This window comes from Microbacterium sp. dk485 (assembly GCF_004570445.1).
In the GTDB taxonomy this organism is placed as follows: Bacteria; Actinomycetota; Actinomycetes; order Actinomycetales; family Microbacteriaceae; genus Microbacterium; species Microbacterium wangchenii.
Genome location: NZ_SPQW01000002.1, coordinates 732,090 through 754,271, shown reverse-complemented (window position 1 = coordinate 754,271; position 22,182 = coordinate 732,090). Strand labels below are relative to the sequence as shown.

Annotated in this window: 22 protein-coding genes; 10 read left to right on the top strand and 12 right to left on the bottom strand. The window is 68.5% G+C overall.

The window, feature by feature from the left end; genetic code table 11:
- Positions 1 to 78 precede the first annotated feature (78 nt).
- Entirely contained in the window at positions 79 to 789 is a 711-nt protein-coding gene (locus E4V99_RS14435) for a DUF4191 domain-containing protein (protein WP_135066493.1), read from the top strand.
- Positions 790 to 819: 30 nt separating this feature from the next.
- Here E4V99_RS14435 and E4V99_RS14430 read toward each other — a convergent pair whose 3' ends face one another.
- Positions 820 to 1,221, bottom strand: a complete 402-nt coding sequence (locus E4V99_RS14430; RefSeq protein WP_135117676.1) for an RDD family protein — start codon at positions 1,219 to 1,221, stop codon at positions 820 to 822.
- A 135-nt stretch (positions 1,222 to 1,356) separates the two neighbouring features.
- Here E4V99_RS14430 and glnA point away from each other — a divergent pair, with 135 nt between their 5' ends.
- Positions 1,357 to 2,781, top strand: a complete 1,425-nt coding sequence (gene glnA / locus E4V99_RS14425; RefSeq protein WP_135117675.1) for a type I glutamate--ammonia ligase — start codon at positions 1,357 to 1,359, stop codon at positions 2,779 to 2,781.
- A 160-nt stretch (positions 2,782 to 2,941) separates the two neighbouring features.
- Here glnA and E4V99_RS14420 read toward each other — a convergent pair whose 3' ends face one another.
- From E4V99_RS14420 to E4V99_RS14385, 8 genes are all read right to left on the bottom strand, one after another.
- Complete coding sequence (locus tag E4V99_RS14420; RefSeq protein ID WP_135117674.1) at positions 2,942 to 3,667, bottom strand: FCD domain-containing protein; 726 nt, start codon at positions 3,665 to 3,667, stop codon at positions 2,942 to 2,944.
- On the bottom strand, positions 3,664 to 4,656 hold the full coding sequence (locus E4V99_RS14415) for a fumarylacetoacetate hydrolase family protein (protein WP_135117673.1): 993 nt from the start codon (positions 4,654 to 4,656) through the stop codon (positions 3,664 to 3,666). Before E4V99_RS14415 ends, E4V99_RS14420 begins: the two co-directional genes overlap by 4 nt.
- A complete protein-coding gene (locus tag E4V99_RS14410; RefSeq protein WP_245233204.1) occupies positions 4,653 to 5,513 on the bottom strand; it encodes an ABC transporter ATP-binding protein in 861 nt (286 codons plus the stop codon). Before E4V99_RS14410 ends, E4V99_RS14415 begins: the two co-directional genes overlap by 4 nt.
- Positions 5,513 to 6,352, bottom strand: a complete 840-nt coding sequence (locus E4V99_RS14405; protein WP_245233203.1) for an ABC transporter permease — start codon at positions 6,350 to 6,352, stop codon at positions 5,513 to 5,515. Before E4V99_RS14405 ends, E4V99_RS14410 begins: the two co-directional genes overlap by 1 nt.
- Positions 6,349 to 7,086 (bottom strand): ABC transporter permease, encoded by a 738-nt coding sequence (locus E4V99_RS14400; RefSeq protein WP_245233202.1) that lies wholly within the window; start codon positions 7,084 to 7,086, stop codon positions 6,349 to 6,351. Before E4V99_RS14400 ends, E4V99_RS14405 begins: the two co-directional genes overlap by 4 nt.
- Positions 7,087 to 7,182: 96 nt before the next feature.
- Positions 7,183 to 8,115, bottom strand: coding sequence for an ABC transporter substrate-binding protein (locus tag E4V99_RS14395; RefSeq protein WP_280790888.1), 933 nt, complete (start codon positions 8,113 to 8,115; stop codon positions 7,183 to 7,185).
- 84 nt (positions 8,116 to 8,199) lie between these two features.
- The gene (locus tag E4V99_RS14390; protein WP_280790887.1) at positions 8,200 to 9,108 is read right to left on the bottom strand and encodes a 3-keto-5-aminohexanoate cleavage protein; all 909 of its coding nucleotides are present in this window, start codon (positions 9,106 to 9,108) and stop codon (positions 8,200 to 8,202) included.
- Positions 9,109 to 9,611: 503 nt separating this feature from the next.
- The gene (locus E4V99_RS14385) at positions 9,612 to 10,430 is read right to left on the bottom strand and encodes a GNAT family N-acetyltransferase (protein ID WP_135117670.1); all 819 of its coding nucleotides are present in this window, start codon (positions 10,428 to 10,430) and stop codon (positions 9,612 to 9,614) included.
- A 124-nt stretch (positions 10,431 to 10,554) separates the two neighbouring features.
- Between E4V99_RS14385 and E4V99_RS14380 the strand changes: the two genes are divergently transcribed.
- Entirely contained in the window at positions 10,555 to 10,899 is a 345-nt protein-coding gene (locus E4V99_RS14380; protein WP_209305635.1) for a hypothetical protein, read from the top strand.
- 6 nt (positions 10,900 to 10,905) lie between these two features.
- Here E4V99_RS14380 and E4V99_RS14375 read toward each other — a convergent pair whose 3' ends face one another.
- Positions 10,906 to 11,475 carry an Lrp/AsnC family transcriptional regulator gene (locus tag E4V99_RS14375; RefSeq protein ID WP_245233200.1) on the bottom strand — a complete coding sequence of 190 codons (570 nt, stop codon included), beginning with the start codon at positions 11,473 to 11,475 and terminating at the stop codon, positions 10,906 to 10,908.
- Positions 11,476 to 11,608: 133 nt separating this feature from the next.
- On the opposite strand from E4V99_RS14375, the gene E4V99_RS14370 reads away from it, so the two are divergent.
- The 7 genes from E4V99_RS14370 to E4V99_RS14340 all read left to right on the top strand — a co-directional run bounded on the left by E4V99_RS14370 (position 11,609) and on the right by E4V99_RS14340 (position 18,203).
- Positions 11,609 to 13,195 (top strand): ABC transporter substrate-binding protein, encoded by a 1,587-nt coding sequence (locus E4V99_RS14370; protein ID WP_245233199.1) that lies wholly within the window; start codon positions 11,609 to 11,611, stop codon positions 13,193 to 13,195.
- A 1-nt stretch (position 13,196) separates the two neighbouring features.
- Positions 13,197 to 14,261 (top strand): ABC transporter permease, encoded by a 1,065-nt coding sequence (locus tag E4V99_RS14365; protein WP_245233198.1) that lies wholly within the window; start codon positions 13,197 to 13,199, stop codon positions 14,259 to 14,261.
- On the top strand, positions 14,258 to 15,187 hold the full coding sequence (locus E4V99_RS14360; RefSeq protein WP_135117668.1) for an ABC transporter permease: 930 nt from the start codon (positions 14,258 to 14,260) through the stop codon (positions 15,185 to 15,187). The genes E4V99_RS14365 and E4V99_RS14360 overlap by 4 nt, the downstream gene beginning before the upstream one ends.
- Positions 15,184 to 16,008, top strand: a complete 825-nt coding sequence (locus tag E4V99_RS14355; RefSeq protein WP_135117667.1) for an ABC transporter ATP-binding protein — start codon at positions 15,184 to 15,186, stop codon at positions 16,006 to 16,008. The genes E4V99_RS14360 and E4V99_RS14355 overlap by 4 nt, the downstream gene beginning before the upstream one ends.
- A complete protein-coding gene (locus tag E4V99_RS14350) occupies positions 16,005 to 16,853 on the top strand; it encodes an ABC transporter ATP-binding protein (RefSeq protein ID WP_135117666.1) in 849 nt (282 codons plus the stop codon). Before E4V99_RS14355 ends, E4V99_RS14350 begins: the two co-directional genes overlap by 4 nt.
- Before the next feature lie 69 nt (positions 16,854 to 16,922).
- Positions 16,923 to 17,858: an isoprenylcysteine carboxylmethyltransferase family protein gene (locus E4V99_RS14345; protein WP_135117665.1), complete on the top strand. Its 936-nt coding sequence runs from the start codon at positions 16,923 to 16,925 to the stop codon at positions 17,856 to 17,858.
- 99 nt (positions 17,859 to 17,957) lie between these two features.
- Entirely contained in the window at positions 17,958 to 18,203 is a 246-nt protein-coding gene (locus tag E4V99_RS14340) for a hypothetical protein (protein WP_135117664.1), read from the top strand.
- Here the strand turns inward: E4V99_RS14340 and E4V99_RS14335 are convergent.
- Together E4V99_RS14335 and E4V99_RS14330 are read right to left on the bottom strand one after the other, a co-directional pair.
- Complete coding sequence (locus tag E4V99_RS14335) at positions 18,194 to 19,144, bottom strand: DUF1731 domain-containing protein (RefSeq protein ID WP_245233197.1); 951 nt, start codon at positions 19,142 to 19,144, stop codon at positions 18,194 to 18,196. The two genes, E4V99_RS14340 and E4V99_RS14335, sit on opposite strands and share 10 nt — an antisense overlap.
- A 29-nt stretch (positions 19,145 to 19,173) precedes the next feature.
- A complete protein-coding gene (locus E4V99_RS14330) occupies positions 19,174 to 22,170 on the bottom strand; it encodes a bifunctional [glutamine synthetase] adenylyltransferase/[glutamine synthetase]-adenylyl-L-tyrosine phosphorylase (protein ID WP_135117662.1) in 2,997 nt (998 codons plus the stop codon).
- Positions 22,171 to 22,182: the final 12 nt, after the last annotated feature.

Genomic DNA, 22,182 nt, shown 5'->3' with positions numbered 1-22,182 from the left:
CACCGCCGGGGACAACCCCGCGCACCTGCCGGCCTGTGCAGGACAGGACGCGCGCCCACCGTAGCTAGAATCAGATGCATGGCCGCTCGCAGTTCCGCACCCGAGAAGCGCCCCGGCTTCTTCTCGCAGCTCCGCACCCTTTTCCGGTTCACGCGCGAGGCCTACCGCTGGCTTCCCTACGCACTGATCGGCATCCTCCTGGCCGGCGTCGCCCTCGGCGTCGGAGTGGGTTTCCTCATCCCGCCGGTCGCGGTGTGGAGCATCATCCTGTGGGGTGTCACGGGCCTGATGGCCGGTGCCCTGGGCGCCATGATCACCATGACCCGGCTCTCGACCAAGGCCATGTACCGGAAGATCGACGGGATGCCCGGAGCCGCCGGGCACGTCCTGTCCACGGGCCTCGGGCGCAAGTGGAGCGCGTCGGAGATGCCCGTCGGGGTCAACCCGCGCACTCAGGAGGCCGTGTACCGCGCCGTCGGCCGAGGCGGAGTCGTCATCATCGGAGAAGGCGCACGCGGGCGCCTCACGCGCCTGGTCAACGACGAGCGATCCAAGGTGCAGCGCGTGGCCTCCGGCGTGCCGGTCCATGTCTTCTACGTCGGCCACGGCCCCGACGAGGTGCAGATCAAGGATCTCGCCTCCACCATCAAAGCGCTGCCGAAGAAGATCGACCGCGCCACCATGGCCGCCGTCATCAAGCGCATCGACTCGATCTCTCAGTCGGTCACATCGCTGCCCATCCCCAAGGGTGTCGACCCGACGAAGGTCCGCGCTCCGCGCCCCCGCTGACCTACCGCAGTCCGCGCCGGCCAGGCGCCGTCAGGCGCGGACGAGGACCGTCCCGGCGGCCTTGTCGTGCAGGCCGCGGTTGTCGGCGTCCCAGATCACAGCGGGGATGACCAGAGCCAGCAGCACCGAGCGCACGATCGGGCGCCACAGGCCCGGCCATCCGGCCGGAACACGCTGCACCCGCATCCCGAACAGCCGGTGACCGGGGCTTCCCCCGATCGTGGGGATGAAGAGGATCTGCACGATGACGAAGATCGTCGTGGTCGCGAGGGCGTCGTACGAGAAGAACGCCATCGAGATCACCACCGCGCAGCCCCAGTCGACGATGATGGCGAGCACCCGGCGACCCAGCGGGGCCAGGCTGCCGCGACCCTGCGCGGGCAGCCCCAGTTGTTCGCCGGGGTAGGAGTCGGCGGGGAGTTCGTCGGGCATGGCTTCAGCCTAATTCGCCACGCGTAACATGCCGGAAACATAGGAGACACTGCCGGGCAACGCCCCCTGGGTAGGTTCAAGGAGCCAGCCTTGGCAGGCCGGCGCGTCCCGATGCCCTACCTCTGGAGTCTTCACATGTTCAAAGATTCATCCGAGGTGCTGAAGTTCATCCAGGACGAGGACGTCAAGTTCCTCGACATCCGTTTCACGGATCTCCCGGGCGTGCAGCAGCACTTCAACATCCCCGCATCCACGGTCGACGAAGACTTCTTCACGGTCGGACAGCTGTTCGACGGCTCCTCGATCCGCGGGTTCGCGAACATCCACGAATCGGACATGCAGCTGATCCCGGATGTGACGACCGCTTACCTCGACCCGTTCCGCGAGGCCAAGACCCTCATCATGGTCTTCGACATCTACAACCCGCGCAACGGCGAGATCTACTCGAAGGACCCGCGTCAGGTCGCCAAGAAGGCCGAGAAGTACCTCGCCTCCACGGGGATCGCCGACACGGCCTACTTCGCCCCCGAGGCCGAGTTCTACATCTTCGACGACGTCCGCTACGAGGTGAAGCAGAACACGAGCTTCTACTCCGTGGACTCCGAAGAAGGCGCGTGGAACACCGGCCGCGCCGAAGAGGGCGGCAACCTGGCGAACAAGACCCCCTACAAGGGCGGCTACTTCCCCGTCTCCCCCGTCGACAAGCAGGCCGACCTGCGCGATGACATCAGCCTCAAGCTCATCGAGGCGGGCCTGCAGCTCGAGCGTGCGCACCACGAGGTCGGCACGGGCGGCCAGGCCGAGATCAACTACCGCTTCGACACGATGGTGCACGCGGCCGACGACATCCTGAAGTTCAAGTACATCGTCAAGAACACCGCGCTGGAGTGGGGCAAGGTCGCGACCTTCATGCCCAAGCCGCTGTTCGGTGACAACGGATCGGGCATGCACACGCACCAGTCGCTGTGGAACGACGGCAAGCCGCTGTTCTACGACGAGACCGGTTACGCCGGGCTCTCCGACATCGCGCGCTGGTACATCGGCGGCATCCTGGCGCACGCGCCGGCGATCCTCGCCTTCACCAACCCGACGCTGAACAGCTACCACCGTCTGGTGAAGGGCTTCGAGGCGCCGGTGAACCTGGTGTACTCGGCGGGCAACCGCTCCGCGGCCATCCGCATCCCGATCACGGGCTCGAACCCCAAGGCCAAGCGCATCGAGTTCCGCGCGCCGGATGCCTCGGGCAACCCGTATCTCGCGTTCGCGGCGCAGCTGATGGCCGGCATCGACGGCATCAACAACCGCATCGAGCCGCACGAGCCGGTGGACAAGGACCTGTACGAGCTGCCCGCGGAAGAGGCGAAGAACATCCCGCAGGTTCCGAACTCGCTGTTGGACTCGCTCGAGGCCCTGCGCGCCGACCACGAGTTCCTGCTCGCGGGTGGCGTCTTCACCGAGGAGCTCATCGAGACCTGGATCGAGTACAAGATCGAGAACGAGATCCAGCCGATCGCCCAGCGCCCGCACCCGTTCGAGTACGAGCTGTACTTCGGCGTCTGATTCCCCGTCAGGTCACGAAGAGCCCTCCGAGCCGCGCTTGGGGGGCTCTTTGTCGCTCTCGAGTTGCCTGCCTGTGCGAGCGTGCTACAGTCTGATCCCTCCATCGTCTTGTCATACGGCGCGGTGCCGTGCTTGGACCGAGGTGGCGTGCGCTAATCCATCAGGAACCTGGTCGATCGCGCGGCGACCGCTCGAACGCGTCATGCACCGCCATCGCGGCGTCGATGGCATCGGGGTCTCCCCGCTCGATCACATCCACCAGCGCTTCGTGCGCCTTCACGCGCCGTGCTTCGAGGTCCTCCCGCGAGGCTACTTGAGGGCTCTGCGCAGGGGCAGTGTTCTCGCGGAGGTAGTCGATGAGGTGAACGTAGGTCACACGCAGGAAGGCATTTGGGGTGATCTCGCCGATCCTGCGGTGCAGCCGCCAGATCAACGCGAGGGTCTGCATCTGGTCGTCCACGTGCTCGCGGGTAAGACGGATGAGTGCGCGTAGCTCGGACACGTCAGCGTCCGTGCGCCACAGCACCGCGTCCCGGATGACCATAGGTTCGAGCTGATCCCGCACCGCCATCGCATCCGCGGTCTTGCCGCTCACGAGAAACAAGCGCTTGACCGTGTAATTCGCCTCCGGGTCAGCCACGAAGACGCCCCCGCGTGGACCCGGCTTCACTGTGACGATCCTCCGTTCCTGGAGGATCTTCAGCGCCTCGCCCACCGTCGAGCGCGCGACCCCGGTGGCGGTCTGCAGGTCGGACTTGCTCGCCACGAAATCGCCGGGGGCGAGTTCACGTTGGGCGATCAGGTCCTGGACGTACAGCGCAGCGACCGCAGCCCGAGATGTCACCGTGCGCAGCTTCGGCTCGCCCGGCTCCTGGATATCGCTCATGCTCGCCTCTGCAACCCTCCCCGCGCTCGCCGGCGGTCCCCCGGGCGGGCTGCCGCGACGGGCGGCGCGGAGACGGCCGGGCCCACTCGGTTAACGATCCTACCGAGGCCCTCGACGACGATGCGAACCTCGTCGCCCTCTCGAAGCGGCGGTGGTGTTAGGCCGCCGTTTCGTCCCCACAGCTCGCCCAGGCATCCGCCGTTTCCCACGGTGCCCGAGCCGAGCACGTCGCCGGGGGTCACGACCGAGTTGCGGGACGCGTACGCGACGAGTTCAGGGAACGTCCACCCCATGTTCGACAGGAGGTCTGTGCCGATGAGTTCGCCGTTCACGAAGGCCTCGGCTCGGAGCTCGAGAAATCCCTCAGCGTCGAGATATCCCGCGACCTCGTCCGCGGTGACGATCCAGGGGCCTAAAGATGTGCCGAAATCCTTACCCTTCGCCGGCCCGAGATGGACTTTCATCTCGCGGGCTTGCACGTCGCGCGCCGACCAGTCGTTCAAGATGGTGTACCCGAAGATGAGACCCGCCGCCGCCTCGGGAGTCAGGTTGCTCGCACCTCCTGCCTGCCCTCCGACGACGACCGCGACCTCGAGCTCGAAGTCCAGCCGCTCGGAGACCGGGGGCGAGAGCATCTCACCGTCGCCGAGAATTGTGTGCGGGTTCGTGAAGTAGAAGGTCGGCGCCTGGTACCACTCCGCGGGAACGTCGCTCGTCCCCTGGACTCCCGCGGTGATGCCCTCGACATGCTCTTCGAACGTGACGAAGTCGCGGACGCTGGCCGGACGCAGCGGGGCGAGCAGGCGGACCTCCGCAAGCGGGACGCCCGCACCGGCGGCTGTCGCGGCATCGAATCGGGCCCGCAGGTCGGATAGCCCCGCACCGAGGGCATCGGCGACAGACCATCCGTCGAGGAACTCGATCGCACGGCCGTCGTGGATGAAACCCTCGGCGACCCTCTCAGTGCCTTCCCATCGGCCGATCTTCACGGGAGCTCCTTCACGGTGTGCGCCTGCGCGGTGTCCGGGGACTCGGGGCGGTACCCCTTCTTCGCCTTCCGGACGAGGTCGTAGATGTGGGCACGAAGGCGGGCGAACTCTGGCGCACTGCGTGTCACGATCTGATCGCGCTCGTCTGGCAGATCGATCTGGACGTCTTCAAGGATCACCGTGGGACGGGCGGACAGCACGAGAACGCGCTGTCCGAGGTAGATCGACTCGTCGATGTCGTGCGTCACGAACAACAGTGTCATTCCCAGCCGATGCCAGAGCTGACGAACCAGGTCTTCGAGATCCGCGCGGGTCTGGGCATCGACGGCAGCGAACGGCTCGTCCATCAGCAGGATGTGAGGCTCGCACGCGACGGCGCGAGCGATCGCGACGCGCTGCTGCATGCCGCCGGAGAGCTGCCAGGGGTACGCGTCGGGGACGTCGGCGAGGCTGACGGCATCCAACGATTCCTCCACACGACGCTGACGCTCCGGCTTCCCCAGCTTCATCTCCTTCAGGGGAAGCTCGACGTTCTCACGGACCGTGAGCCACGGGAACAACGACCGCGCGTACTCCTGGAACACTACGGCGATTCCCTCCGGCGGGCCGGACACCCGTCGGCCCTCCAATGTGACTTGACCGGCGCTGGCGGGCAGGAGACCGGAGATGCAGCGCATGAGTGTGGTCTTTCCGGCGCCTGAGGGACCCACGATGCACACCATCTCGCCGGCCCGCACCTCGAAGGTGAGGTCGCGGATCGCCTCGGTCTCTCCTTGTGCGGAGCGATAGGTCTTTTGAAGGTGCTCGACACGGAGCATCTCCGATCCGCTTTCGCGACGGACGGGTTGATCGGCCATCAGTTACCTCCGCGTTGTGACTGACGCTGGCCGTGGTACCAGAACAGCAGCCGGCGCTCCATCAGTCGGAATATCAGGGACAGGGTGACGCCGAGAAGCCCGAGCACGATGATTCCGCTCCACATCTCGGGAATCGCAAACGAACGCTGGAAGAACACGACCGTGTAGCCGAGTCCCTCGTTCGCGGCGAACATCTCGGAAAGCACCATGAGGATCACGGCGATCGCGAGCCCCTGGCGGGCGCCCGTCACGATCTGAGGGGAGGCGCCCCGGAGTGTGACGGCGAGACGCCGTCGCGGGCCCAGGCGATAACTTCTCACGGTGTCCCGCAGCACATCATCGAACGCGCGCACGCCCTCGATGGTGTTGAGGAGGATGGGCCAGACGGTGCCGAAGACGATGACCCAGATCTTCATGGGCGCGCCGATGCCGAGGAAGAGCATAAGCACCGGGATGAGCACCGGCGGGGGGACTGCACGGAAAAACTCGAGGACCGGTTCGGTGATGGATCGAAGAGATCGAGACAGTCCGATGGCGACACCCAAGGCGATGCCGATCAGGAGCGCGAGCCCGTAGGCGATGAGTAGCCTCACGATGGACGGCACCACATCGTGGGTGATCCGATCCGACTCGAACCAGGTCTTGCCGAACAGCCCGAAGATCTCGCTCAGGGGCGGGAAGTAGATGCTGTCCGCGCGTTCGGACGTAATCCACCAGACGACGATGAGGACTGTCGGCAGGCCGAAGACCATCAGCACGCGCCTGAGCCACGAGTACCCGGGGATCGGTCGCCGGCGCGCGACGGCATCCGGCGTGTCGACGGAGTCCCGGATGCTCACAGTGCCTGCTCCAGTCGCACCGAGGGATGCCAGTGCAGCACCCGGCGCTCCAGGAGCCGGATCCCGAGGTTGACCAGAAGAGCGAGAAGGCTGCACACGATGGCCAGGGCATACATCCCGGCCACTTGGCCGGACTGCTGCGCGAGGGAGAGCAGACTGCCGAGACCGGGAGACCCGATGATCAGCTCCCCGGTGATCGTCAGCAGTAGAGCCACCGTCGCCGCCAGTCTGAACCCGGTGAGGGCATAAGGCAGCGTCGTCGGCCAGACGACCCGCAGGCCGACGGTCAACAGCCGGAACCGGTAACTCCGGGCGGTGTCGCGCGCGACCGGGTCCACGTCTTGAACGCCCGCGAGCACCTGGATGATCACCATCCAGAAGGACGAGAAGATGATCAGGAACACCGTCGACGCGCGTCCGGGGCCGAACACGATGACGGCCAGTGGGATCAACGCCACCGACGGGATCGGTCGCAGGAACTCGATGGTGGATGCGGTGGCGTCCCGAAGCACTGCGACCGAGCCGATGATCATGCCGAGCACGACCCCGGCGACCAGGGCGATGGACACACCCGTCCCCCACGTGATGAGCGTGTCGGCGAGGGCCTGCCAGAAGACCGCTGTCTGCAGCCTCTGGACCAGGGCCGGCACGATCTCGGAGAACGGCGGCAGGAAGCGCGGATTGACCAGTCCGACGCTAGGCAGGATCTGCGCCAGCGCGATCAGTGCGAGCACACCGACTCCCCCGAGGAGGATCCGGGAATCCCTCAGGGAGCGGAGCCGTGCTCGTCCCGTTCGCATCGAGGCCATGGCCGGACTGGTCACAGACCGCTACTTCGTGCTGACGACGAGGTCGTCGGCGTCGAGTTCGGAGTCGATCACGCCGTAGCTGAGCATCTGATCGGCGATCTGCTGAAGAAGGTCACCATCGATCTCGGGTGTCCAGATCTCAGGTCGGATGGCGGCAACCACATCCTCCGGCATCTCCACGTAACGCACGATCGCGTCCTTGTAGTCGTCTGGATTCTCTTCACAATAGGCGACCGTCTCGAACACGGCCTCCTGGAAGCCCTTGACCACCTCGGGGTTCGCTTCGGCGTACTTGCGTGCGGCGAAGGTCACGAGCGCGGGTTGCCCGGGGATCGCCTCGACTGACGGGTAGGAGACGACGCGGTTCCCTTGCTCCACGAGCAGTCCCAGGAACGGCTCGAGAGTCCACACCGCGTCGACGGTCCCCGCCTCGAGCTGCGCGCCCATGTCGGGCAGGCCGATTTCGACGAAGGAGACGTCTTCGGCGTCTCCTCCCGCCTTCTTCACGGAATCCCGGATGTTGAGCGCACCGCTTCCGTTGAGCGTCGTGACCGCGACGGAGTGCCCGGGAAGGTCCGCGGAGCTCTGGATGTCAGAGTCGGCTCTCACGACGACGGCCGCTGCGTCAGGTCCTTCGGTCGGGGACGAGTTGATGCCGGTCACCGCGACGACGTCGATCCCCTGCGCGGCCGCGAGAAGCACCGTGGGAGGGCCGGAGACGCCGAACTCCGTCTGGCCGGCCGCGACCGCCGGCATGATGGCAGCGCCGGACTGACTGGCCTGGTACTCGACGTCGAGGCCGTGCTCCTCGAAGGTGCCGCGTTCGATCCCGAGCTGGAGGCACGCGGTGACGGAAATCGTCGTCGATCCCAACCGCACGGGAGTCAGACCTGGATCTCCCGACGGGTCTCCACCCGAAGCTCCACTGGAAGCACAGGCCGAGAGTGCCAACATCGCCACTCCCGCGCCTGCTGTCAATGCAACAAATCTGCGCACAGTCGTTACCTTTCGTTGGTTGTTGTCCTTTACTGCGAACTGTTACTGAGAAACGGCATCGAGGCCGAGAATCGTGCGAGCCTCGGCCGGCGTCGCGGGGCGGCGCCCGAAGACCTCGACGATCTTGGCGACGGCCTCGACGATGTCGTGGTTCGTCCGTGCGAGAGAACCGTCTGGCAGATAGAGGCTGTCCTCCATGCCGACGCGGATGACGTCGCAGTCCAGAGCGAGAGCGAGTGCCGGCCAGGTGTACTGGTGCAGCCCCGCACCGAGCACGCCCCACTTCGCATTCGGGAAGAGCCGTTTCATGTACGACTGAGCGTGGACGAGCCTCTCCGGATCTGCCGGGCTGAAGCACAGACCGCCGCCGAACGTGAACCACAGGTTCGACGCATTCCGGTCCAGGAGCCCCTGGTCTGCGTACAGGGCCAGCCGGTCCATGACGTGCAGACCGGTCACCTCGTACTCAAGCGTCGATCCCTTGCCGTAGACCTCTTGGATGGTCTCCTTCAGGTAGCGCGGCGAGTTCATGTAGGGGACCTCGTCGAAGTAACCGCCGTCCGGGTGCCAGAAGTCAGCAGATCCCGCGGCGATCCCGTAGACGTCAGGCGCTTCATCCAGATTCAAGAGCCCGAGGCGATCGTCGTCGTTCGGCCAGCGCCACTCACCCGTCTTCGGATCCTGCGTCACACCGGATCCGTTCGTGGTCTGCACGAGGATGTCCGTCTGATCCCTGATCTGCTTGATGATCCGATTGAACGCCTCCGGCTTGATCGTGTTCTTGCCGTTCTCGTCGCGCGCGTGGACGTGCACGAGTGCCGCGCCAGCGTCCCGGCAGCGGCGCGCCTCCGCGCTGATCTCGTCAGCGGTGAGCGGCACCTCCACGCCTGGACGCGGCATCTGCATGCCCCCGGTCGGAGCGACGACGATGACTACGGGCCGAGATGACATGCGATCTCCGATGCTTTCGTGTGGTGGAGGTATGGGCGGGCGGCACGCCGAGACTGCGGTTGTACGGGCAGTCGCCTGCGTCACGGGAAGATGATCCACTCATCCCCGAAGCGAAACCTCGTGGGGAGGAGGATCACGGAAGTGCTGCGAGCGCAGGGCTTCCGCCGATAGAGCACATGGCGTCCATGTGTTCACGTGCTGTCACAACCATCTCCTCGTTGAGTCAGGACCGGCGGTCCTTATTGGCGACTCGATTAAATTACAATCATCATGATCAATTAGCAATAGCCGATCCCCACTTTCTCCGCGAGGAGTTGATCGAGACCTGGATCGAGTACAAGATCGAGAACGATACTCAGCCGATCGCCCAGCGCCCGCACCCCGTTCGAGTACGAGCTGTACTTCGGTGTCTGACGCTCCATCGGTCACTGGCCCTCCGAACCCCGCGCGCAAGCGGCGGGGTTCGGAGGGCCTTCGCCTGTCCGGCCCCCATCGGGTGAGGCTCAGCCCGGCCGCCAGGTGAACAACCGGATAGTGCACACCTGACGGAACCCGATCGACTGGTAGAGCGAACGGCCCATGGCGGACGAGGTGAGCACTGCGTGGTTCATGCCCGCATCGCGCACGAGACGCATCGCGGCTCGTGTGATCTCGGCGCCGATCCCCTGCCGGCGAACATCCGGCACCGTCATGACGAAGTACAGACCGCCGACCCCTGCTGCGATCAGCACCGTTGCGGTCCCGACCGCCCGGCCGTCCCGTCGGACAAGGAGATGGCGGAGATCGGGCCGGTCGAGACCGATGCGAAGGAACATCTCACCTACCCACTCAGCCTCACGAAGGCCTTCACCGAACCCGCTCCCCATGGCGGAAATCCACTCCTCCAGGTCCCCGACCTCGCGCACGACCTGCACATCCAGGCCGGTCGTGGGCTGCACCGGAATGTGGTCCAGCCGTGCCGCCATGCCCGGCTCCTGGCCGTCCGGGTCGAAGCCGGCGCGTGCCAGTCGGGCCGGCAGATCGTCGGGGCGCATGGACGGCCCGACGTGCCATGTGCCGGGTACGCGCGCGCGACGCAGCCGCTCGCGGCTCTCCATGATCACGGCGTCGACCGAAGGATCGACCAGTTGCGCCGCAACGACGGCGTTGTGATAGTCGAGCGGGGAGCCGCCGAGAGTCCATGACACCTCATCGTCTCGACGACGGTGTCCGCCGCCCGCATCTCCCATGCGGAGCAGCAGTTCCGCGGTGTTGCGCTCGACCGCGTGCGCCAGCGCGACGTCATCGGCTTCAGCCGACAGGGGTGGTTCGGTCGGATGCATGGACACTCCTCCGCGGGACCCCGTTCAGGTTGCCACCGCCCTCCGACAGCGGCGCGCCGGTATTACTGTGCCGGTTGGCAGTGCCGGTTTGACAGCAGCTAGGCGCCTCCGGTGATATCGAGGGATGCCCACCTCAGTGATCGACCTCGACGGGCTGCGCTTCGCGATGGTCTCCTCGACCGCCAGCATCGTCGACCCGCACGCCCCCACGACCTTCACCTACCACCAGGAGGGCCAGCTCGTATGGGGCGAGTACACGGGTGACACCGTCACGGAGGGCCGCTTCGTGGGCTCCGTCGAGGGCGACCTCGTGAGCATTTCCTTCGCGCACGCCCTCGCCTCCGACGGCACTGTCGTGCGAGGCAGCGCGGACAGCCGGATCGAGCACGCCGACGATGGCCGCATGCGTCTGGTCGAGAGCTTCGCGGTCGGTGGCGTCGAGCACGAGAGCATCTGCATCCAGTTGTGAGCCGGATCAGCCCACCGGGCGGTCGGCGCTGGTCGCGACGAAGCTCACGAGCCCTCCCTGGGGAGGCCGCTCGCGGGCGGGGATATCGGTGGGAAGCACATAGGGCTGCTCGAACACCTCGTTGAGGATGAGGACGGTCTCCACCCGCGCGACGTGCGGCAGCGAGGCGATGCCGCCGGCCACGAGCGCGTAGATGCCCTGCACATCGATGCTGCGCACGAGCAGCATGATGTCGTGCTCGCCGGTCGTGATCTTGGCCGACTCCACCTCGGGCAGCTTCCGCACCGCGGTGAAGAACTCCTCCCAGCTCTGCGGATGCACCGAGCAGAAGACGAGGGCGCACACGCCGAGGCCCGCCTTCGCCGCATCGACGCGGGCCGTGTATCCGGTGATGACGCCGGCGCGCGTCAGGGCCTCGACCCGGCTGTACGCGCTCGCGCGCGAGATGCCGACCCGGGCAGCCAGCGCCGCAATCGAAACACGACCGTCATCTCGGAGCACGCGGAGGATGTCATAGCCGATTTCGTCGATCTGAACGGCTGATCGTCCAGCCGAGTGCATCCGCGGTTCGCTCATATTGGACATTCTGCACTCCCACGCCACGGAGGCTCAACGGAACTCGTCAGCCGGGCGCTGAATCTCGGATAGAGTGCCCGAAAACCCGATGGACGCCTCGAGATGTCCAAGTACCGACCAGGAGGACCCGCCTGTGGCCCGACCACACGCCCGTGCCGCCGCCGCGCTCATCGCGGTTGCCGCCCTCGCTCTCGCCGGCTGTTCCGGCGGAAACTCTGCCGGCAACGGCACCAACGGTGAGGGAGCCTCCTCGACCCTCGTCGTCGACACCGCCTTCTCGCTCGAGACCGGCGACCCCGGCCGCAACTACGTGCCGACCGGCAACCTCGTCCTGCACGCCGTCTACGACACGCTGCTGACGTTCACCGGCGACGACACCACGCCGCAGCCGTCCCTGGCGACGATGGAACAGAACGAGGATGCCACCGAGTTCACCTTCACCCTCGACGAGGACCGCGTCTTCGCCGACGGCTCGCCGGTGACCGCCGACGACGTCGTGTTCTCCCTCAACCGGGTGGCGGGCATGACCGACTCGAAGGCGAACTTCCTCATGGCCGGGATCACGGTCGAGAAGGTCGACGACGCCACCGTCGTGCTCAAGACGGAGAAGCCCTCACTGCAACTGCCCGCGATCGTCACGAACCCGTCGCTGTCGATCCTCAACTCCGAAGAGGTCCAGGCCAACGGCGGCGCCGCCGACACCACCGACGCCGCGCAGGAGTTCCTCGACGGCGCGTCCGCGGGCTCGGGACCGTACCTGCTGGACTCCCTCGACCTCACCACGCAGGTGGTGCTGGTGGAGAACCCGGAGTACAACGGGCCCAACCCCGCCGCGTACGACAAGATCGTGGTGCGCAACGTGACCGAGAGCGCCACCCAGCTGATCAACCTCAAGGGCGGCGACTCGAACGTGGCCGTGGATCTGAGCGGCGACCAGGTCGAGAGCCTCGGTGACGACTTCACCGTCGACTCCGTACCGTCTGCCGAGACGATCTTCCTCCTCATCAACCAGAACGCCGAGGTCGCCCCTGCCACGGCGAACCCCGCGTTCGCCGAGGCCGTCCGCTACGCGCTGGACTACGACAAGATCCTCGAGCTGGCCGGTGCCGGCGCGGCGCAGGCGTCCGGTGTCATCCCGCCGATGTTCGCCGGCGCCCTCGAGGACGGTGTCGCTCAGGATCTCGACCGTGCCGAGGCCGCACTGGCCGAATCCGGATACGCCGGCGAGACGCTGAAGCTGCAGTTCCCCAACGACAACCCCGTCGGGGGCGTCGAGTTCACCCCTGTCGCCGAGCGGGTTCAGGAGCAGCTGAAGGCCATCGGCATCAACATCGAGCTGGCCCCCGCTCCCTTCGCCACCGAGATCGACCCGTACGTCAACGGCACCGGGGCGTTCTCGATGTGGTACTGGGGTCCGGACTACGCCGATTCCTCTTCGTTCCTGCCCTTCGGGCCGGGCGAGAAGGTCGGCCTGCGCGCGGGCTGGCCCGCCGAGGCGGCGCCGGAGATCGCCGCCCAGGTCGAGGCGGCGCGCAACGCCACCTCGGTCGACGAGCGCAACCAGGCCTTCTCGGCCTACGCGACGGCGATGCAGGAGAGCGGCCCGTTCGTTCCGCTCATCGTCCCGGGCAACAACGTCGCGAGTGACACCTCGGTGACGGGACTGACCTACAACCCGACGTGGACGCTGGATCTCACGGCACTCTCCCCCGCCGAGTGACGTGACCGCAACCACCACGCCCGCCCGTCGCACCGGTACCGGCCGCCACTCCCTGGCCCGGTTCCTGGTGCGGCGGGCGGGCACCTCCGTTCTGCTCCTGCTCGGCGTCGTCCTCGTGACGTTCCTACTCACCGTGATGGTCCCCGGCGACCCGGTGCGCGCAGCGCTGGGTGAAGGGGCATCCTCCAACCCGGCGACGGTCGCGGCGTACGAGGAGAAGTTCGGACTGAACAAGTCCGTCCCCGAGCGCTTCGTCGTCTATCTCGGCAACATGCTCAGCGGGGACCTGGGCACCTCCATCACGACCGGTCGCCCCGTCGCCGACGACCTGGCCAAGGCCGTTCCCGCCACCGGTGAAGTGGCGTTCTACGCGATCATCCTGAGCCTCGCCGTCGCCGTCGTGCTGGGCACGCTCGCCGCCTACCGTCGCGGCAAGGCGACCGACCAGGTCGTGCGCGTCGTGTCGCTCGTGGGCCTGAGTATCCCGACGTTCTGGATGGCGATCCTGGCGTACAACTTCTTCTTCCTCGAGCTCGGGTGGGTACGGGGGTCGGGCCGGCTGTCGCCGACGATCACGCCGCCCCCGCGCATCACCGGCTTCTACACCATCGACTTCCTCCTCAACGGCGACTCCGTCGGGTTCTTCGACGCCGTCAGCCATCTCGCGCTGCCGGTGTTCGTGCTGAGCCTGTTCACGATTGCGCTCCTCACCCGCTTCATCCGTACCTCGGTGCTCGAAGTGCTCGATGCCGACTACGCCCGCGCCGCCCGCGCCAAGGGGCTGAGCGGCCCGCGCGTGGTGTTCGCCTACGTCCTGCGGGGGGCGGCGCTTCCCATCCTGACCATGGTGGGCATCGCGTTCGGCACGCTGCTGTCGGGCACGGTGCTCGTGGAGGCGGTCTTCGCCTGGCCGGGCCTGGGGACCTACGCGTACAACGCGGCCAAGGGCCTGGATCTGCTGGCGGTCACGGGAGTCGGGCTGATCATCGGCGTCATATACCTCGTCATCAACTTCGTCATCGACGTCCTCTACGGGCTGCTCGATCCCCGGGTGAGGCTGTCATGAACCTGATCCTGCCCGTACGTGCGGCGCGCCCCCGACGGCGCCTGCCCGCCGCATGGCGCACTCCGCTCGCCATCATCGGCGTCGTCATCGCCGCCGCCTGGATCGTCGTCGCCGTGCTCGCGCCGTGGATCGCCCCGCACGGCCCGCTGGCACAGGACCTCCCCCGCCTCATGCCACCGAGCGCCGAGTCGATCATGGGCACGGATGCGAACGGCCGGGACGTCTTCTCCCGCCTCATCACGGGCGCCCGCACGACGATCCCGCTCGCGCTCATCCTCGTGGTGTGCGCGCTGCTCATCGGCACGATCATCGGCGCCGTCGCGGGATACATCGGCGGCTGGGTCGACGAGGTGCTCATGCGCATCACCGACATGGTCATGGCCTTCCCGACCGTGATCCTGGCGATGGTCATCGCCGCCTCCCTCGGGCCCTCGATCATGAACGCGGTCATCGCCGGCATCGTCGTCGCGTGGCCGCAATACGCGCGCATCACCCGGTCGCTCGTACTCAGCCTGCGCACGCAGAACTACGTCGTCGCCGGCCGGCTCCTCGGCTACTCGCCGCTGCGGTCGCTGCGCGTGGACATCCTGCCCAACGTCGCCGGCCCCGTCCTCGTGCTCGCCGCCCTCGACATCGGCACGGCGATCCTGCTGCTGTCCGGCCTGTCCTTCCTCGGACTGGGCGCACAGCCGCCCGCGCCCGAGTGGGGAGCGATGATCTCCGCGGCGATGCAGCACATCGACGCGTGGTGGCTCGGGGTCTTCCCCGGGCTTGCGATCCTCACCGTCGTGATGGCGTTCAATTTCATCGGCGATTCGCTGCGCGACGCCCTCGACCCCCTCGCCACGACCTCGCGCCCGGCCCAGAACACCGCGCCCGAGAGCGCGGACACGGCCGAGTCCGCTCCGACGGAGGGCGTGCGATGAACGCCCTGAGCATCCGCGACCTGCGCGTCGAGCTCGGTCCGCGGGGTGCCCGCACCGAAGTGGTGCGCGGCATCGATCTGACCCTGCGCCCCGGCGCCATCCAGGGGCTCGCCGGCGAGTCGGGCTCGGGCAAGAGCATGACGGCGATGGCCGTCCTCGGGCTCCTGCCCGCCGGCGGAACCGTCAGCGGGTCCATCCGGCTGGGCGAGGAGGAGCTGGTCGGAATGTCGGGCCGGCGATATCGTGCCGTCCGCGGCAGCCGGATCGGCATGGTGTTCCAGGACCCCTCGGCGAGCCTGCACCCGCAGCTGACCGTGGGCGCCCAGCTCACGGATGTCATGCGCACGCACCTGCGGCTCTCCCGCAGTGACGCGCGGTCTCGTGCCGTGGACCTGCTCGAGCGGGTGCGTGTGCCGCACCCCGAGGCGGCGCTGAAGAAATTCCCGCACCAGTTCTCCGGGGGCCAGCGCCAGCGTGTGGCGATCGCGATCGCGCTCGCATGCGATCCCGAGGTGCTCCTGGCCGATGAGCCCACGACGGCGCTGGATGTCACCGTGCAGGCCGGCGTGCTGCACCTGCTGCGCGACCTCGCGGCCGAACGAAACCTCGCGGTCCTCCTGGTGACCCACGACCTGGGTGTCATGAGCGCGGTGGCCGATGATGTCGCCGTCATGCGCCACGGGCGCATCGTCGAGTCGGGGACGCGGGCGCAGGTGTTCACCGCCCCGACGCACGAGTACACGCGCCAGTTGCTGGCGGCGATGCCGGACGCGCAGGAGTCGCTGGTGGACACGGCCGCCACCGGAGAGGACGAGCGATGAGCACACCGATCCTTCAGGTGGACGACCTCGTCGTCGAGTACGGCGGGCGGGCCGCGGTGCGCGCCGTCGACGGCGTGTCGCTGCGCATCGCCCCGGGAGAAGTCCTCGCCCTCGTCGGTGAGAGCGGCTGCGGGAAGTCGTCCACGGCGCGCGCCGTCATCGGCATGGAACGCGCTCACGCGGGGACGATCGCCTACCACGGCGCTCCCGTCCCGCCGCTGGGGCTCCGCACACGGCCCCGTGCGCTGACGGCCATGCAGATGGTGTTCCAGGACCCCAACTCCTCCCTCAACCCCCGCGTGCGCGTGGCGCAGCAGATCTCCGACGGCGCCCGCGCCGCCCGGAGCCGGGGCGTGGCATCGCCGCGACCGGAGGAGTGGCTCGAAGCCGTCGGCCTCCCCGCATCCTTCGCCGGCCGGTTTCCCCACCAGCTGTCCGGGGGTCAGCGCCAGCGTGTGGCCATCGCGCGGGCCCTGGCCGCGCGGCCCGACCTCATCGTCGCCGACGAGCCGATCTCGGCATTGGACGCCTCCGCACAGGCAGCTGTGGCGGGCATGATGCGCGAGCTGTGCCTGGACTCGGGATCGGGGATGCTGTTCATCTCGCACGATCTGTCGGTGGTGCGCCTCATGGCCGACCGGGTCGCCGTCATGTACCGCGGCCGCATCGTGGAATCCGGACCCACACCGCTGGTGTGGGCGAATCCCCTGCACCCGTACACGCGCGACCTGCTCGCTGCGATCCCCCACCCCGACGGAACGGGGACGCTGCCCTCCGCGCCCGCAGCCGAAGCGCCGGAGGCGTGGTCGGAGGACATCCCGGCAGCCCGGGACCGGGCGGCGTAGGAGACACCGGCGATCCGCCATCCCGGATGATGTCGCAGTACGCCGCACGGGGCCTGTTACTGTGCACCGATGGGGTGGGGTCGCGCGTACTTCGGTGTGCAGGCGACGGCGGGGGCCGTGTGGTGGATCACGGTGTTCCTCTCCTCCGACGTCCGCACCGCGACGCTCGGTGAGCTCGACCCGGTGGTCGTCGCACTGTGGGACGTGCCGCTCTTCGTCCTCATGTCGGCGCTTGCCGCGTTCGGCGGACGCATCGCTGCCGTCGTCGCCACCGCGTGGACCACGCTGGTCGCGACCGCGCTGGCGGGCTACGCGACGATGACGACTCTGGCCGGAGCGGGAGCGGTGCTGATGATCGCCTCCGCCGCAGCCTCCGTCGTGGCGCTGTTCCTCCTGTGGACCGGCCGCGTGCCCACGGAGCGGCTGCTGATCGGTCCCCTCCGGTTCCGCACGGCGAGCCCCGCTGCCACACGCTTCCGGCATGTGCGCGCCACCGCCGTGCAGGTCGCGATCTTCTGGGGTGTGCTGCTCGGCGTCGTCCCGCTCGTGATCGGGGCCTTCGAGCAGCGATGGCAGCTGTCGGTGGAGTTCCCGCTCGCCGTCACCGTGGCGGGGTGGATCGTCTTCGCGCTCGCGAGCGCACTGGGGATCTGGGCGGCGGTGGTGATGTCCACGCGCGGCGCCGGCACGCCGCTGCCCTCGGATACGGCGACGCGCTTCGTCGTCGGCGGCCCCTACCGGTTCGTCCGCAACCCCATGGCGCTGGCCGGCATCGCGCAGGGCGCGGCAGTGGGGTTGATGGTGTCATCGTGGCTCGTCGTGATCTACGCCGTGTGCGGATGGCTCGTGTGGAACTTCATCGTGCGCCCTCACGAGGAACGCGACCTCGAAGCGCGATTCGGCGGCGCGTTCCGCCGGTACCGCGAGCAGGTGCGCTGCTGGTGGCCTCGACTGCGACCGATCCCCGCATCCGTCACAGCGGGTGTCCCCCAGCCGAGTCGCTGACGGAGAGCGCCCGCCGCGCGGCCCGCGCAATCGCTCTGCACATCCGGCGGTCCGCGTCAACCGCGTACGCCGACCGGCCGAGCGGGGCCACCCTTCACCATGACAACCGAGATCCACTACGGCGGTTGCGCCTATCCCCTGGCCGATCCGACGGTCTCGGCGACCACCGTCGTCCGTGAGATCGCACGGCGCCTGCAGGGCGATCCGGCAGACCGCCCCTTCCAGTTCGCCTCGTCGGAGGGGATCGTGACGATCTTCCTGGCTCCGGGAGTCGCGGTGGCCGTGAACGAGATTCCCGAAGTGGTCCCCGAGGGGCGGCCGGCACCGCCGCCCCCTCACGTGTGACGCAGTGTCCGCACCGCCCCGTCGAGCTCCGGATGCCGGAACTCGAATCCCGCACTCGCCAGAGTTTCCGGCAGCACCCAGCGGCTCTTCAGCACGAGCTCGGGTTCGGTGCGCAGCGCCCACATCGCCGGCTCCAGCATCCATCGGTAGGCGGGAAGCCCCACCGGCATGCCGACGGCACGCCGCAGCGTCCGCATGAGGGTGCGATTGTCGACCGGATGCGGCGCCGCCAGGTTGATCGGGCCGCTGAGATCGTCCCGCTCGATGAGGAAGTGCGTCGCCGCCAGCACATCGTCGAGGTGGATCCAGCTGAACCTCTGTCGCCCGCGGGTGCGGTGCCACGCCGAGCGGCCGTCGCCGGAGGGTTGCGGCCCGATGCCGCGGTAGCGGCGGTGCGGAAACCACCATCCGTCGATCTGCGGCCCGCCCAGACCCACGCGCGCCAAGCGCAGCAGCATCCGCGTCGCCGGTCCGTCGCCGATCACGATCGCCATCCGCAGGGCCACGCGGCGCGTGTCCGGCAGGTCGCCGCTGAAGAACTCCCGCTCCCACGCGCGCGCCACATCGACCGAGAAGCCGGTGCCGAGCTCCCCCGCCTCCTCGGTGTGGGGACGGTCCATCGCATGCCGGTAGATCGTGGCGGTCGAGGCGTTCAGCCACACGCGCGGCGGCCGGGCCGCGGCACCGACGGCTCGGTGGAGCTGCCGGGTCGTCTCGACACGCGACCGCAGGATCTCCCGCCGGTTCGCGTCGGTGTAGCGGCAGTTCACCGACTTGCCGGCGAGGTTCACCAGCGCATCGGAGCCCTCGATGAGGGCTGCGATGCCCGCCGCGTCGCCCCACACCGCGTCGCCGGTGCGGCCGATCGTCCGCACCTCGTAGCCGCGCCCCCGCAGCGACTCCGTCAGCGCGGTGCCCACGAAGCCGCTCGACCCCGCCACGACGGCGCGAGGCTTCGCCCCTCCCCCGCTCACCCGTAGAAGAGCTTCTCGAAGACCCGCCGGGCGCGACGGGTGGTGGCGAGGTAGTCCTCCTCGACGCGCGTGGCCGAACGCGGGGGGTACTCCAGGATGCGGCCGATGCCGTCGAGCTTTGCCCGGTCGGTGGGCAGGACGTCGCTCGTCTGCCATGACAGCAGCGTCGCCGCCGATCGCAGCCGGCTCGCCAGGCGCCAGGCCGCCGCGAGCCGCTCCGCCTCGGTGTCGCCCACGAGACCGGCCGCCCGGGCGGCCTCGAGGGCGGCGAGGGTCGAGGTCGTCCGCATCCCGGGGACGGCGTGGGCGTGCTGGAGCTGCAGGATCTGCACGAGCCATTCCACATCGCTCAGCGACCCGGGCCCGAGCTTCAGGTGCCGCGCGGGGTCTGCGCCCTGGGGCAGCCGCTCGTTCTCCACCCGCGCCTTGATGCGTTTGATCTCCCGCAGACCGTGCGGATCCGCCGCCTCAGGGTAGCGGACCTCGTCGGCCAGCTTCATGAAGGCGTCGATCAGCTTGACGCTGCCGGCCACCCCACGGGCACGCAGGAGCGCCTGCGCTTCCCACGACAGCGACCAGCGCCGGTAATACTCGGCGTACGCGTCCAGCGACCGGGCGATGGGACCGTTGCGCCCCTCGGGCCGGAGGCCCGCGTCCAGCTCCAGCGGCAGCCGGTGGTCCTCGGAGTACTGACGCAGCGCGCTCACCAGCTGCAGCGCGAGCTGATGCGCACGCTGCGGGTCGACCCCGTTGGGGCGGTAGACGTAGATGACGTCGGCGTCCGAGCCGAAACCGAGTTCACCGCCGCCGAAGCGGCCCATTGCGATGACGGAGAAATCGAGCGCTTCGTCCTCGGGAGGCACGATCTCGCGCCGGACCGCGCGGAGGGCGGCCTGGATCGTCGCCTCCGTGATCGTCGTGAGCGCGCCGGCGAGCTCGTCGATCGTGAGCACCCCCAGTACGGCGGCCATGGCGGTGCGCAGCATCTCCCGCCGCCGCAGCGTGCGCACCGACCGCATCGCATCCTCCACCGAGGTATGCCGGGTCTGGATGGCGCGGGCCTCCTCCTGCAGGGCGACCCCGCTGCGCGGCCGCAGCAGGTCGTCGTCGTCGAGCCACGCCGCAGACTCGGGGATCCACTCCATCAGCTCGCCGACGTAGCGCGACCCCGACAGCAGCCGGGTGAGGCTTTCTGCGGCACCCGAGGAGTCCCGCAGCATCCGCAGGAACCAGGGGGTGTCGCCCAGGCGCTCGCTGATGCGACGGAAGGCCAGGAGCCCGTAGTCCGGGTCCACCCCGTCGGCGAACCAGCGGATCATGATGGGCATGAGGTGACGCTGGATCGTCGCTTTGCGGCTGAGCCCCGTCGTGAGGGCCGCGATGTGCCGCAGCGCCCCGGCGGGATCCCGGAAGCCGATCGCCGCGAGACGATCGTGCGCCTGCTCGGGCGACAGCGACCGCTCCTCCTCCGCCAGCCCGGCGACGGCGCTCAGGAGGGGGCGGTAGAACAGCCGCACGTGGATGTCGCGCACCTCGCGCTTGATGGCCTCCCACCGCTCCTGCACACCGGCGCCGGTGTCGGCCAGGCCCGTCGCCCGCGCCAGCGACCGCAACTCTTCCGGGCGGGTCGGCATGAGGTGGGTGCGTCGCAGCGCACGCAGCTGCAGGCGATGCTCGATGAGGCGCAGCATCCGGTAATCGCGCGCGAACGCGCCCGCGTCGGAACGGCCGATGTACCCCTCGGCCACGAGCGCGTCCAGCGCCTCGAGGGTGCCGCGTTGTCGGATGCGCTCGTCGGTGAGCCCGTGCACGAGCTGCAGCAGCTGCACGGTGAACTCGACGTCGCGGATGCCGCCGGGGCCGAGCTTGACCTGCCGCGGCACTTCATCGGCGGGGATGTTGTCGGTGACCCGCTCGCGCATGCGCTGCACACTGTCGACGAAGTTCTCCCGCCCGGCGCTGGTCCACACCTTCGGCTGCACGGCGTCGACGTACGCGTCGCCCAGCACCCCGTCGCCGGCAAGGGGCCGCGCTTTCAGCAGCGCCTGGAACTCCCAGCTCTGGGCCCACCTGTCGTAGTACGAGAGGTGGGAGGCGAGCGAACGCACGAGCGCGCCCTGCTTTCCCTCCGGTCGGAGGTTCGCGTCAACCTCCCACAGCGCCGGCTCGATCTCGGGGCCGGAGATCCCTCTCATCGTCTGCACCGCCAGGCGCGTGGCGATGTCGATCGCACGCGCCTCGGTCACGATGTCTTCGTCGGCGGTCCCCCCGACGAAGATGACGTCGACATCGCTGACATAGTTCAGCTCCCGGGCGCCCGCCTTGCCCATGCCGACGATCGCGAGCCGGGTGGCAGCCACCTGCTCGCGCGGGAACAGGGTGGAGGTACCACCCGATCCCGACACGCGCGCCCTCGCGACGGCGAGGGATGCCTCCAGCGCCGCGCCCGCGGCATCCGCCAGACGCGCCGACACCCGATCGACGACGTCGGCCGGATCGGGCTGGGCAAGGTCGAACGCGGCGATGCGCGCGAGCACGCGCCGGTACGCCACCCGCAGCGCCACCCACGCGTCCTCGCCTCCGGATGCGGCGAACCCCTCGCTCTCCCCCACGGCTTCCGCCAGCTCGCGGCGCAGGGAGGCGTCATCGGGCAGGAGGTATCCGGCACCGCGCAGCCGGGCGAGCTCATCCGGGTGGCGCAGAAAGAACCCCGCGAATCCGCTCGATGCCCCCACCAGGCGCCACAGCGCGGCCCACCCCAGCACATCGGCGGCCAGGGCCGTCACGGCTTCGGGGTCCCGGCGCGCGATCCGCACCACCGCGCCGAGACCGTCGTCGGGGTCGGATCCCAGCGAGGCCGCGTCGGCGAGGTTCTCCCGCGACAGGCCGGTCGCCGAGGCCAGTTCCGTCAGCAGCTCGTCGGCCTCGCCCAGGCGCGTGAAACCGCGGCGCGCGAGCGCCGTGAGCGCGGTGGTGCGTTCGCGCGACGTCATCGGCGGGATGGG